We start from the raw sequence: 12,541 nt of genomic DNA, 5'->3' as shown, positions 1-12,541 counted from the left end.
GCAGCACGCGCCGACGCTCTCGCCCACAACCGCGGATGTCGAGGGCGCCGCTGCCGCAGACGTCGCGGACGCCGCGCCCCCACCACCAAGATCGTTCTTGCCCAATTGGGCAAGAACGACCGCGCACCGCGACCACGGCCTCGGTCGGCGGCCATCGGCCGGTGACCGCGGGTCACCGGGACGCCTTGCGCCCCGCCTGGCGGCCCAGAGGTTGGCGCGTGCCCCGAACCGCGGTGAGCTGGCGAACCAGTTGATGGAGCGAGACGACTCCGGTGAGCGGGGGCAGCCCGGCGACGATGACGGCGGACAGGGTCCAGGAGACGTCGGCGACGCACAGTCCGGCCGCGAGGCCGGAGAACAGCACCACCACGACCCAGGAGTGGACCGGCTGACGTCCGTACTGGACCGCACGCAGGACCGACAGACAACCCGCGAGCCACGGCCCGTAGACGACCGCCGGCCACAACGGCGACAGTCCTTGCGGCACGCGTGAGAACGCCACCTCCCGCAACGGGCCGTAGGAGAACACCCAGCCGAGTACGCAGGCCGAGGCGACCGTGACCGCCGTCAGAGCGCCGAACACCGAGCTGATCAGCTGGGCACGGGCCGGGTGGGAGACAGGAGACCGTCGGCGATGCCGCGAGGCCGACGGGCCGACCGGTCGGCCCTGCCTGGCCGGCCCCGGCAGGTCGACCGGCGCGCGCGGAGGGGGCACGAACACCGTCTCGTCCCCCCAACCGCCGGCCGATGTGACGGTGGGGTTGAACGCCTGCGCGTCGCCGTACGCGCGGCTGAGGTCACGGGCGAAGCCGTCGTCGTACCAGTCGCCCGCCGGAAGGGTTGCCGCACGGATACGGTCACGGGGCGTGGCCCATGCCCGGTCCTCGGGCTCGCCGAAGCCGTGGTCCCCGTGCCGGTCGGGAGGCTCGGTCATACGGTCGTACACGGCACGCTCCCCACGCGGTCGCCTGTCCGCGGCTTGGTCCGCTCCCCGGCCAGGGCCCGTGCAGGGGGCCTCGGTACGACCTGCGGCGTCTCGGCCGAGAAGAGCAGGGAGCCGATCCGCGCGGCGAAGTCGCTCTGCAACTGCCGGATCGTCCGCTCGAAATCGGCCAACGCGCGGGACGTGTACGACAGGGTGACGCGCTCGCCGTTGCGCGCGAGGTAGCCGGTGGCCACGTCGCCCACGGCGTTGTGGCGGTCGGGAACGAAGAGCCAGTTCCCGAGCGGGGCGACCGGCTCCCGCACGGGGGGTGACGAGGTGTAGGGCTGGCGTGTTGAGGTCACGGGTTCATCAACGAGGAGCGGCGATCTCCGTTCTTACGGCATCCAGGTGTCCTTCCATATTCGATATCGGAGACGCTCCATGAAATTACCCGGGGGGTGGCGCGGGGGGTGGGTCTTTTCTCGCCGACTACGGAACGTATCCCAATCGGCCCGGGTATGGGTAATCAAATATTCACCTCCGGCACCGCTCGCCAGAAGTCCCCAGTAAAACAATCGCAAGAGAAACGTTCATTCTCTCGGCACAGCCACTCCGCGTGCTATGTTTCCGGTTTGCTCTTGGCATATTCACCGACTTGAATCGGTCTGGATTCGACCTCGGGAGGCTTCTTGCTCAGCAGGCGGGAGTACCTGGAAGCAGTCAGTCTTCATCGCCAGGGATGGTCGATAATCAAGATCTCCCGACACCTCGGGCGTGATCGAAAAACGGTGAGGTCCTACCTTCGCGGCAAGCGAACCCCGGGCATCCGAATTTCTTCCCAGGACGCCTTCCTCCAATTCCTGCCGTACTGCCGCCGACGCCTCGCGGAGGACCCGCACCTCGCCGCGACCGCGCTCTTCGACGAGGTCGTCGACCTCGGCTATCCGGGCGGCTACTCGACCTTCACCCGGGGCCTGCGAAGACACCAGGCCCGGCCGGCCTGTGAGCAGTGCCAGGATGCAGTCACGGTCGCGCGCAGCCGACCCGCCGCCCGGCGGAGCGAGGAGGCCGTCGAGTTCGACTGGCTGCGGCTTCCCGAGCCGCCGACGGGTTGGGGCTACGGCAACCGGGCGTGCCTGCTGCTGGCCTCGCTCACCGGCTCCGGTACGGACGCCGACGACGGCCTCGGCCGTTGGTCTGTGGCGCTCGCGGAGGACCAGGAACTGCCCAACCTCGTGGAAGCCGTCGACCTCGTGCTGAGACGGCTCGGCGGCACCGCCGGGTGCTGGCGGTTCGGCCGGACACCGGCCATGTGGTGCCCGACGACCAACCGGGTGACACCGGCGTTCCGACAGGTGGCCGGACACTACGGCGCGCGCATCGAGTGCCGCCTGCCGACCGACCACCGTTCGCACACCCGTCGGACCCTGGACAGGGCCCTCCGCTCCTGGTGGCGCGGGGTGACGAACGACACCACCCTCCAGGACGCCCAGGGCAGCCTGAACCGGCTCGCCGCGAACCTGGACTCCCGGCGCAGGAGGACCGACGACGCGCCGCACCCAGAGGTCGGCAGCCGCTGTGTGGACACCGCCGCGCTTCGCGAGATGCCCGTCCTGCCTTTCCCGGCCCGCGTCCGCGCCCGCCGTACCATCACCGCCCAGGGCCTGGTGCCCTTCCGCGGCAACTTCTACGTCGTGCCGGACCACCTGGCCGGCGCCCAGGTGGAGGTCTGCCGGCGCCTCGACCAGGCCCGACTGTCCATCGAAACGCCCGGCGGAGCCGTCATCGCCCGCTACTCGCTCGCCCCGACGGGGGCCGGTTTGACGGTCGAGCGCAGCAGCGCCGTCGCCGTACTGGAGCGGCGCCCGGTACCGGCGCCCGCCACCACCCCGTCCTGCCGACGGAACACGCCGCGCCCGCCGTCCCCACAGGCTCTGGCCGAAGCCGCCGTGCTACGCGCCCGGTTCAAAGTCCCGCCCAGCCGCCGCCCCGACGAGGAGCAGGACATCACGACGCCGCGGGTGCCACCCCAGCGGGACCGCCCGGCCGACGACGCCGGAAGCTGAGCCGCCTGACCCGGAAAGAGCCCGGCCCGCGCTCCCCCCTCCGAAGCGCGGACCGGCGTCATCGGCGGCTCAGTCCGCCAGCGGGAGGTAGACCCGGTTGCCCCGGGCCGCGAACTCCTCGGACTTGGCCTGCATCCCGGCCAGCGCCTCGGCGTCGACGTCGCTCTGCATCGCGCTGGACCCGTCGCCGTGGTCGGCGCGGATCTGCTGGCTGATCTTCATGGAGCAGAACTTCGGGCCGCACATGGAGCAGAAGTGCGCGGTCTTGGCCGGTTCGGCGGGGAGCGTCTCGTCGTGGAAGTCGCGCGCGGTCTCCGGGTCCAGCGCGAGGTTGAACTGGTCCTCCCAGCGGAACTCGAAGCGGGCGTCGGAGAGCGCGTCGTCCCAGGCCTGCGCACCGGGGTGGCCCTTGGCGAGGTCCGCGGCGTGGGCGGCGATCTTGTACGTGATGACGCCGGTCTTGACGTCGTCGCGGTTGGGGAGGCCCAGGTGTTCCTTGGGCGTGACGTAGCAGAGCATCGCGGTGCCCCACCAGGCGATCATCGCGGCGCCGATGCCCGAGGTGATGTGGTCGTAGCCGGGTGCGACGTCGGTGGTGAGCGGGCCCAGGGTGTAGAAGGGCGCGTCGTCGCAGATCTCCTTCTGGAGGTCCATGTTCTCGCGGATCTTGTGCATCGGGACGTGGCCCGGGCCCTCGATCATCACCTGGACGTCCTTGGCGCGGGCGATCCGCCCGAGCTCGCCGAGCGTGGTCAGCTCCGCGAACTGCGCCTCGTCGTTGGCGTCCGCGATCGAGCCGGGGCGCAGGCCGTCACCGAGCGAGAAGGTGACGTCGTAGGCGCGCAGCAGGTCGCAGAGCTCCTCGAAGTTGGTGTAGAGGAAGTTCTCCTGATGGTGCGCCAGGCACCACGCGGCCATGATCGATCCGCCGCGGGAGACGATGCCGGTCTTACGGCGGGCGGTGAGCGGGACGTAGCGCAGCAGCACGCCGGCGTGCACCGTCATGTAGTCGACGCCCTGCTCGCACTGCTCGACGACGGTGTCCCGGTAGACCTCCCAGCTGAGCTCCTCGGCGCGGCCGTCGACCTTCTCCAGCGCCTGGTAGAGCGGGACGGTGCCGATCGGGACCGGGGAGTTGCGCAGGATCCACTCGCGGGTGGTGTGGATGTTGCGGCCGGTGGAGAGGTCCATGACGGTGTCGGCGCCCCAGCGGGTGGCCCAGGTCATCTTCTCCACCTCCTCCTCGATGGAGGAGGTGACCGCGGAGTTGCCGATGTTGGCGTTGATCTTCACCAGGAAGTCGGTGCCGATGATGGCCGGTTCGACCTCGGGGTGGTTGACGTTGACCGGGATGACGGCGCGTCCGCGCGCCACCATGTCCCGGACGAACTCGGGCTCCAGGCCCTCCCGGAGCGCCACGTACTCCATCTCGGGGGTGATCAACCCCTGCTTGGCGTAGCCGAGTTGGGTGACCGCGACGCCGTCGCGGGCGCGCAGCGGGCGGCGCGGGCGGCCGGGGAAGACGGCGTCCAGGGTGCGCAGGTCGCCGCCGCGCGGGGAGGTGTGGCGGATGCCGTCGTCCTCGGGCCGGGCCTCCCGGCCGTCGTACTCCTCGACGTCGCCGCGCTGGCGGATCCACGGGTCGCGCAGCGCGGGCAGGCCGCGCCGGACGTCCGCGCTGTGGTCGGGGTCGGTGTACGGGCCGGAGGTGTCGTACAGCGGGACGGTGCGGCCGTTGGTCAAGTGGACCTCGCGGTACGGAACGCGCAGGTCGGGGCGGCTGCCCTGGCGGTACGCCTTGCGCCACGCCGGGGTCGGGTAGCCGGTGGTGGTGCTGTCCGTCGACGCCGAACCGGTAGCGGCGTCGTTCGAGCCGTCGGAGGCAGACTGCGGCCGTGCTTCGAAAACGGTCATGAGACCTGTTCACTCCCTACGCCGGCATTACCCGGTCAGGTTCCTGCGGTCGACGCAGCGAGTGGCACGTGCGCACGTGCCGGTCAGCGTCCTCTCAGCCCGGTGCTCCGAGCTCCCGTGTCCTGCGAGGGCAGGACGCCGACCACCGTAGCGGTGCGAACCTTGTGGGTCCAGACGGCTTCCGGCCAGTGGACATGCTCCGGACGGCCGGTCAGACTGGCGCGATGGTCGGACTCATCGGGCGGGTGACGGGCCGGATCGGCCGGGGGCTGGTCGGCGAGGTCATGGTGCACGTGCCGGAGCGTCAGGGCAGCGAGGCGTTCCTGGCGTACCTGGCGGTGCCCGGTGAGACGCTGGAGATCGGCTCGACGGTCGTGGTGGTCGAGTACCAGCCACCGCGCACGGTCTACGTGCAGCCGTTCTGAGCGGTCTGACCGCACGTCAGCAGCGCTCCGGCAAACCTCCCGAAACTGTTTCGAGACAGTGACGGTGCGCACGGGCGATCCCTCTTCCGCTGCGATCACGGCAGGCGCAGAATGTCGGGCTGCCACCGCGTTCCGCGCCATCCTGCACAACCGACGCGCAGCCACGGGACCGGTGCGCCCTGAAGGGGGAGATTGCCGATGCTTGTCGGCATCGTCGGAGGCGCCATCGCCTCCATCGTGGTGATCGTCACGCTGTTCAAGCTGATGTGGCGGGTCGCCGAACCGAACGAGGCGCTGATCATCTCGGGCGCCAAGCACGGGGACGGCCTGGGGTTCCGGATCGTCACCGGGCGGGGCACCTTCGTGGTGCCGGGCGTCCAGGCGGTGCGGCGGCTGTCGCTGGACCTGAACGAGTCCGAGCTGGACGTCGAGTGCGTGACGTCGCAGGGCATTCCGGTGCACGTCAAGGGCGTGGTGATCTTCAAGGTCGGCGACGACTCGGTGTCGATCGCCAACGCCGGACGCCGCTTCCTGGACCAGCAGAAGATGATGGGCCAGCGGGTGCACAACGTGTTCGCCGGCCACCTGCGCTCCATCGTCGGCGGGCTGACGGTCGAGGACATGATCCGCGACCGTGAGCGGCTCACCGGGGAGACCCGTTCCGCGTCCGGCGCCGAGATGGAGAAGCTCGGCCTGATCATCGACTCGCTGCAGATCCAGGAGATCCTGGACCCGACCGGCTACATCACCAACCTGGCCGCGCCGCACGCCGCGGCGGTCCAGCGCGACGCCCGCATCGCGGCCGCCGAGGCCGACCGCCGGGCCACCGAGGCGGAGCAGGAGGCGTTCGCCCGCAAGGCCGAGGCGACGCGCAACTCGGCGATCCAGCAGGCCGGTTACCAGGCCGAGATGGACACCGCCGCGGCCCAGGCGCAGCAGGCCGGACCGCTCGCGCTGGCCGCCTCCCGGCAGGAGGTCGTGGTCCAGGAGACCAAGGTCGCCGAGTTGGAGGCGCACCGCAGGGAGCAGCAGCTGCAGGCCGACGTCCGCAAGCCCGCGGACGCCCGGGCGTACGAGACCCGGACCAAGGCCGACGCCGACCGCGACGCCCGGATCTCGGCCGCCCAGGCGTCCGCCAAGGAGACCGAGTTGAAGACCGCGGCCGAGGCCAACCGGGTCAAGGTCGCGGCGGGCGCCGAGGCCGAGGCCACCCGGGCCCGCGGTCTGGCCGCCGCCGAGGCGACCCGGGCCACCGGTGAGGCGGAGGCCGCCGCCGCGGCGGCCAAGGGCCTCGCCGAGGCCGAGGCCCTCCGCGCGCTGGGCCTGGCCGAGGCGGAGGGCATCAAGGCCCGCGCGGCGGCCCTCGCCGAGAACCAGGAAGCCGTCGTCGCCCAGCAGTTGGCGGAGAACTGGCCGGCCATCGTGCGGGCCGGCGCGGACGCCTTCGGCAATGTCGAGCACATGGTGCTGCTGAACGGCGCGGAGGGCATGTCCGAGATGTTCGCCAAGGCGCTCACCATGGGCGGCACCGGCCTGGGCCTGGCCCGGCAGCTGCTGAGCTCGATGAACCCCGGCGGGGGTGCGGAGGCCGCCGAGGCCGCCGCCAAGCCCGCGGCGGCGCAGGTCATCCCGATCCAGGACGGCAGCAAGAGCTGACGACCGGTCAGAGTGGAACGGGGGCGCGGGTGCGGGACCACGGTTCCGCACCCGCGCCCCTGCGACCTGAGTACCCGTACTCACGCCCCCGTGACGCCCGGCACGCGAGCATCGAGCCCATGAATCTGCTGCCCCGCGTCGGGATCACCGCCGTCGGCTCGTGCCTGCCCCGGCAGGTCGTCACCTCGAAGCAGCTGCAGGACGAGGTGGCGGCTGGAAGCGGACTCGCGCTGCCCGACGGCATGTTCGAGAAGGCGACCGGCATCCGCACCCGCCGGTTCGCCGGACCGGACGAGCACCCCTCCGTCCTCGCGCTGGACGCGGCCCGCAAGGCGCTGGCCGCCCGCGGGCTGGAACCCGCCGACGTCGACCTGCTGGTGTTCGCCTCCGCCTCCCGGGACGTCTGCGAGCCCGCGACCGCGCACCTGGTGCAGGCCGAACTCGGTTCCCGCGCCCACGCCCTGGACGTCTCCAACGCCTGCAACAGCTTCCTCAACGGGATCGACACCGCGCGGGCGATGATCCTGGCCGGCCGGGCCCGCCGGGCGCTGGTGGTCACCGGCGAGACCCCGAGCCGGGCGATGCGCCGCGACCCGTCCGGCCTCGCCGAGTTCCGCGACGGGTTCGCCGGCTACACCTTCGGCGACGCGGGCGCGGCCGTCGTGGTCGAACCGGTGGCACGCGGCGGCATCCTCGACGTGGAGACCGAGACCGCCTCCGAACACTGGGAGGTCGGCGGCATCCCCGGCGGCGGCTCGCGGCATCCGCGCGGCGACGAGTGGAGCTACTTCCGGGGCGGTGGCAAGGAGTTGCGCGGCGTCTTCGAGAAGATCGGCGCGGACATCCTGACCCGGGTGGCGGCCCGCACCGGCTACGGCTGGGACGCCTACACCCGGGTGCTGGTGCACCAGGTGACCCTCCCCTACCTGGAGCGGTTCGTCGAGCTCACCGGGGTTCCGGCGGACAAGCTGGTGGTCACCGTGCCCGAGCTGGGCAATCTGGCGTCCGCCACGATCGGGGTCCAACTCGACCGCATCATGGATGAGTTGATGCCCGGCGAGCGGGTGCTGATGGTCGGGCTGGGCGGCGGGGTCAGCCTGCAGACGATGGTCTGGGAGAAGTCGTGACCGAGCTCTGGGTGGTCGTCCCCGCCTACCAGGAGGCCGCCCGGATCGGCGGCACGCTGCGTGCCCTCGCCGCCCAGCACGACCGCGACTTCACCCTGCTGGTGGTCGACAACGGCTCCACCGACGCCACCGCCGAGCAGGTCCTGGCGTTCGCGGCGCAGGCACCCTTCCCGGTGCACCTGCTGACCGAACCCGAGAAGGGCGTCGGCTGCGCCGTCGACTCCGGCTTCCGGCACGCCATCGCGCACGGCGCGCGGCTGCTCGCCCGCACGGACGCCGACTGCCTCCCGCAGCCCGGCTGGAGCGCCGCCGCCCGCGCCGGGATGCTCAGCTCCGGCGGTCTGGTGTGCGGACGGGTCACCGCCCGGCGCGACGAGCACGGGCCGCTCGGCCGGGGCGTCTTCCTGCTGCTGGTCGCCCTCGGCGCGTTCTTCGGCCGGATCCGGCCCGCCCACCGCCGCCGCCACGGCTACCTGACGCCGTACCGGATGCACGCCGGCAACAACATGGCGATCACCGCCGAGCTCTACCTCGCCAGCGGCGGCATGCCCCGCCGCCCCTCGCCGACCGACCGGGCCTTCATCAACCGGATCCGGCTGCGCAGCACCGCGATCGTGCACCGCCGCGACATGGTGGTGCAGAACTCGACCCGCCGCATCCGTGCCTACGGCCTGCGCGGCACCGCCCGCTGGTACCTCGAACGCGGAGCGGGTAACCGCGCGGTGGACGTCCGGTAGCCCTCGCACCGGTAGCCCTCGCACCGGGCACCCTCGCGCCGACCAGAGACCAGAGAGCCGAGACCCGAGGACCGAGACCCGATACCCAGACCCGAGCCTCGAGACCCGCAGCCAAGCCGCGACCACCCAGGAGCGATCCGCCGTGCTCGACCAACTCGATCGGACCCTCCGTCAGGGCGGCTCCCGACCCGCGCTGCTCACCGCGACCCGCGGCGGCAGCCCGCGCGTGCTCGCCCGGTGCGGTGAACTGACCGCGCTCGCCGACCGGTTGGCGGCCTCGCTGCACCACCGGTACGGGCTGCGGCCGGGGGACACGCTCGGGGTGGCGGTCCGGCCGGGGCCGCGGGCGCTCGCGGTGCTGCTGGCCGCGCACCGGCTGGGCCTACGGGTCGCGGTGCTGGACCCGGGCGCCGGGCCGGAGGTGCTGCGGGCCCGCCTGGCGCTGGCACCGCCCGCGCTGGTGGTGGCCGACGCCGCGGCGCAGGCGGTGGCCGGCTGGGCCCGTCCGCTGGCTCGCCGCCTGCGGCTGGAACTCCCGCCGCTGCGGGAGCTCGGCCCGGTGGTCACCCTCGGACCCCGCACCCTCGGCAGCGCGCCCGCCGTCCCGGACGCCGCCGCACCGCCGCCGCGCCCGTACGACGGCGACGGCGACGCGGTGATCGTCTTCACCTCGGGCACCACCGCCGCCCCGCGCGCGGTGGTGCACACCCGGGCCACCCTGGCGGCGGGCGTGCGCGCGGTGGACGCCCTGGTCCGGCCGCAGCCGGGCGGCGTCGTACTCGGCGGCACCACCTTCGTGCTGGTCCCGGCCCTCGCCGCCGGGGCGACCGTCGCCCTGCCGGCCCGCCGCCCCGCCACCCTGCAACGGCAGATCCGCGCCCTGTCCCCGGACGAGACCTACCTGACGCCGCCTCAACTCCGCCCGCTGCGTCACCTCACCGGCCGGGTCTGGACCGGCTCCGCGCCCGCCGACGCCGCCCTGCTCCGCCGAGCCAAGGCAGCGGGTGCCGGCGAGGCCTGGGGCGTGTACGCGCTCACCGAGCTCTTCCCGGCCGCCGCCGTCGAGGAGGCGGAGAAGAGTGCGTTCACCGGCTCCGGCGACCTGCTCGGCCACCCCCTGCCGGGCGTCCGCACCCGGCTCGGCGCCGACGGCGAGCTGCTGCTCTCCGCCCCCGCCGCCCGCGACCGCTACCTCGGCGAGCCGCCCGACCCGTGGATCCGCACCGGCGACCGCGCCCGCCTGGAGGCCGACGGGCGGATCGTGCTCGCGGGCCGGCTCAAGGACATGGTGCTGCGCCGGGCGGAGAACATCTACCCGGGCCTGTACGAGCCCTCACTGCACCTGCCGGAGGTCGAACTCGCCGTCCTGGTCGGCGTCCCGGCCCCCGGCGGCGACGAGCAACTGGTCGCCCTGGTCCAGCCCCGGCCGGGCACCGACCCGCGACGGCTGCGCGCCGCCCTGGACGCCCCGCTCACCCGGATGGGCACCGCCCGCCCCGACGCCGTCCTGCTCGGCCCCGTCCCGCTCACCGGCCGCTCCCGCAAACCGGACCGGGCCGCGGCCTCCGCCTACTGCGCACGGGAGCTGGCGCGCCGATGAACACCGACCCTGCCGCCGACGAGCAGTCAGCTGACGCCTCGCCAACCAGCCGCACGCACGCCGCCGCCCGGCGGGCCGACCGCGCGGTCTACCTGGCCTCGCACCCGGTGCTGTTCGCACTGCTCGCCGCCACCCGGCACCGTCCGCTGCTGCGCGTCGGCCGCACCGTGCTGGTGCACCACCCCGAGGCGTACCGCGAGATCCTCACCCGGGTGCCGCTGGACCGGACCGCCGAGCACACCACCGGCGGCACTGCGGCGCGGCTCACCGGCACCGGGCTGCTCTTCGACCAGTCGGGCAGCGAACACCGCGGCGCCCGAAGGGAGTTGGCCGCCCTGCTGGGCTCCGACGGGGTGACGCGGCTGCGTCCGCTCTGGCAGCCGATGCTCGACGGGCACCTCGGCGCCGAGCCCGTCGACCTGGTGCCGCTGGCGCGCAGGATGGCCGGCGCGACCGCCGCCGCGCTCACCGGCAGCACCGCCGACCCCGTCGTGCTGGCCGCCGCGGCCGAGCGGGCCGCGGCCGCCACCGCCCGGGCCCACCTGCCGTCGCCGCTGCCCCGGCCCGGCACCGCGCGGCGGGCCCGCCGCGCGGCAGACGAGCTGACCGCGCTGCTCCCCGACCCCCGCGACGCGATGCTCGCGGTGGCCGCCGTGAACACCACGCTGGCCGCGCTTCCCCGCGCCGCCGCGTGGTGCGCCCGCGCCGGGCTGTGGGCGCGGACAGGTCCCGAGCTCACGGCCGACCTGCTGCGCCTGACCGCGGCCTCCCCCGTCCTGCCCCGGGTCGCCGCGGCGGACGCCGTCGTGCTCGGCCACCGACTCCGACGCGGCGACCGGCTGTTGCTGGTCGCCCGGCACGCCGCCGAAGCCCACCGCGACACCCCGGCCGACCCCCGCCTGGCCACCCAAGCGCCGTTCGGCCTCGGCCCGCACGCCTGCCCGGGCGCCGCCCTCGCCCGCGCCCAACTCACCGACCTGCTCGACGCCCTGGCCCCGTACCGGCCGCGGGTCAGGCACGCGGAGCCGGCCCGGCACAGCGCCCTGCCGTCCTATCGGCGCCTGGTACTGGAGCCGTCCGTCCACGATCCGGCCCCCACGCCCCCCGCACCGACCGCCTGGGAGGACTCCCGCCAATGCCCCCACTGACCATCGCCGTCACCGGCGCGACCGGCTTCTGCGGCTCCCACCTGGCCGAACTCGCCACCGCCCGCGGCCACCAGGTGCTGTCCCTCGGCCGCCGCCCGGCCCGCCACGGCGTCCACCTGCCCTGGGACGCCGCCGAGCCGCACACCCCCGACCTGTCCGCCGCCGACGTGGTGATCCACTGCGCGGCGGCCGTCGGCGACCATCCGCCCGGCTCGCCGGCCGAGCGGACCCAGCACACCGTCAACGTCGAGGCGACCGCGCGGCTCCTCGACGCCGCCAGTGGACGCCCGTTCGTCCTGGTCAGCAGCGCCAGCGTGTACGACCCGCGCCCGGACCGCTCCCGGACCACCGAGGAGCATCCCACCGACGGCGGGCACCTCAACGCGTACGGGCGGACCAAGGCCGCCGCCGACCGGCTGGCGCTCGCGGCGGGCGCGGTGGTGCTGCGGCCGCGGGCGGTCTACGGGCCCGGCGACCCGCACCTGGTGCCGCGGCTGCTGGCCGCGGTGCGCCGCGGCGTGCTGCCGCTGCCCGGCGGCGACGTGGAGTTGAGCCTGACGGCGGTGGAGAACCTGGCCGCGGCCTGCCTGCTGGCGCCCGGCTGGCCGCCCGGCGCGTACAACGTCACCGACCGGGCCCCGTACCGGCGGGACGCGGCGCTGCGCCGGGTGCTGGCCGCGCACGGGCGACGGGTGCGGCTGGTGCACGTGCCGCGCCGGGTGGCGGCGCTCGCGGTGGGCCGACGACCGGGCGTGACCCGGTACGCGCTGGACCAGCTCGCGCATCCGGTGGTGCTGGAAACGACGAAGTCCCGGCACCAGGGCTTCACCCCGGACCGGGACCTCGACGGCTACCTCGCCCGGCTGGGGCGGCCCGAAGGCCGCTCCCACGCCGGGTCGAGCGCAGCGCTCCCCCGTGTGCATCCCCCTGCTTGACTCCCCCG

General features: G+C 73.8%; 11 protein-coding genes. 8 read left to right on the top strand and 3 right to left on the bottom strand.

Going from position 1 to position 12,541, the window contains the following annotated elements; genetic code table 11:
• Window positions 1-172: 172 nt before the first annotated feature.
• Window positions 173-946 carry a DUF2637 domain-containing protein gene (locus tag ACWD4U_RS26900; protein WP_363457729.1) on the bottom strand — a complete coding sequence of 258 codons (774 nt, stop codon included), beginning with the start codon at window positions 944-946 and terminating at the stop codon, window positions 173-175.
• A complete protein-coding gene (locus ACWD4U_RS26895; RefSeq protein WP_363457726.1) occupies window positions 931-1,287 on the bottom strand; it encodes a hypothetical protein in 357 nt (118 codons plus the stop codon). The genes ACWD4U_RS26900 and ACWD4U_RS26895 overlap by 16 nt, the downstream gene beginning before the upstream one ends.
• A 327-nt stretch (window positions 1,288-1,614) precedes the next feature.
• On the opposite strand from ACWD4U_RS26895, the gene ACWD4U_RS26890 reads away from it, so the two are divergent.
• Entirely contained in the window at window positions 1,615-2,991 is a 1,377-nt protein-coding gene (locus tag ACWD4U_RS26890) for a Mu transposase domain-containing protein (RefSeq protein WP_363457724.1), read from the top strand.
• 69 nt (window positions 2,992-3,060) lie between these two features.
• Here ACWD4U_RS26890 and thiC read toward each other — a convergent pair whose 3' ends face one another.
• Window positions 3,061-4,905: a phosphomethylpyrimidine synthase ThiC gene (thiC, locus tag ACWD4U_RS26885; RefSeq protein WP_363457721.1), complete on the bottom strand. Its 1,845-nt coding sequence runs from the start codon at window positions 4,903-4,905 to the stop codon at window positions 3,061-3,063.
• Window positions 4,906-5,129: 224 nt separating this feature from the next.
• Between thiC and ACWD4U_RS26880 the strand changes: the two genes are divergently transcribed.
• From ACWD4U_RS26880 to ACWD4U_RS26850, 7 genes are all read left to right on the top strand, one after another.
• Entirely contained in the window at window positions 5,130-5,330 is a 201-nt protein-coding gene (locus ACWD4U_RS26880) for a hypothetical protein (protein ID WP_363457719.1), read from the top strand.
• Between the two features lie 198 nt (window positions 5,331-5,528).
• Window positions 5,529-6,986 (top strand): SPFH domain-containing protein, encoded by a 1,458-nt coding sequence (locus ACWD4U_RS26875; RefSeq protein WP_363457716.1) that lies wholly within the window; start codon window positions 5,529-5,531, stop codon window positions 6,984-6,986.
• 119 nt (window positions 6,987-7,105) lie between these two features.
• Window positions 7,106-8,113 carry a 3-oxoacyl-ACP synthase III family protein gene (locus ACWD4U_RS26870; RefSeq protein WP_363457714.1) on the top strand — a complete coding sequence of 336 codons (1,008 nt, stop codon included), beginning with the start codon at window positions 7,106-7,108 and terminating at the stop codon, window positions 8,111-8,113.
• Window positions 8,110-8,850 carry a glycosyltransferase family 2 protein gene (locus ACWD4U_RS26865; RefSeq protein WP_363457712.1) on the top strand — a complete coding sequence of 247 codons (741 nt, stop codon included), beginning with the start codon at window positions 8,110-8,112 and terminating at the stop codon, window positions 8,848-8,850. Before ACWD4U_RS26870 ends, ACWD4U_RS26865 begins: the two co-directional genes overlap by 4 nt.
• Before the next feature lie 142 nt (window positions 8,851-8,992).
• Complete coding sequence (locus tag ACWD4U_RS26860) at window positions 8,993-10,450, top strand: class I adenylate-forming enzyme family protein (protein ID WP_363457709.1); 1,458 nt, start codon at window positions 8,993-8,995, stop codon at window positions 10,448-10,450.
• Window positions 10,447-11,598 (top strand): cytochrome P450 family protein, encoded by a 1,152-nt coding sequence (locus tag ACWD4U_RS26855; protein ID WP_363457706.1) that lies wholly within the window; start codon window positions 10,447-10,449, stop codon window positions 11,596-11,598. Before ACWD4U_RS26860 ends, ACWD4U_RS26855 begins: the two co-directional genes overlap by 4 nt.
• Window positions 11,586-12,533 (top strand): NAD-dependent epimerase/dehydratase family protein, encoded by a 948-nt coding sequence (locus ACWD4U_RS26850; RefSeq protein ID WP_363457704.1) that lies wholly within the window; start codon window positions 11,586-11,588, stop codon window positions 12,531-12,533. Before ACWD4U_RS26855 ends, ACWD4U_RS26850 begins: the two co-directional genes overlap by 13 nt.
• Window positions 12,534-12,541 lie beyond the last annotated feature (8 nt).

Source organism: Kitasatospora sp. NPDC002522, from assembly GCF_053595195.1.
Note: the sequence above shows the minus strand (reverse complement) of the source record. Positions and strands in the feature narration are given on the sequence as shown.

Bases quoted from the DNA above. Each gene is read 5' to 3' on its own strand.
- ACWD4U_RS26880 (WP_363457719.1), top strand. From the start codon at position 5,130: ATGGTCGGACTCATCGGGCGGGTGACGGGCCGGATCGGCCGGGGGCTG.
- thiC (WP_363457721.1), bottom strand. From the start codon at position 4,905: ATGACCGTTTTCGAAGCACGGCCGCAGTCTGCCTCCGACGGCTCGAAC.
- ACWD4U_RS26875 (WP_363457716.1), top strand. From the start codon at position 5,529: ATGCTTGTCGGCATCGTCGGAGGCGCCATCGCCTCCATCGTGGTGATC.
- ACWD4U_RS26855 (WP_363457706.1), top strand. From the start codon at position 10,447: ATGAACACCGACCCTGCCGCCGACGAGCAGTCAGCTGACGCCTCGCCA.
- ACWD4U_RS26850 (WP_363457704.1), top strand. From the start codon at position 11,586: ATGCCCCCACTGACCATCGCCGTCACCGGCGCGACCGGCTTCTGCGGC.
- ACWD4U_RS26870 (WP_363457714.1), top strand. From the start codon at position 7,106: ATGAATCTGCTGCCCCGCGTCGGGATCACCGCCGTCGGCTCGTGCCTG.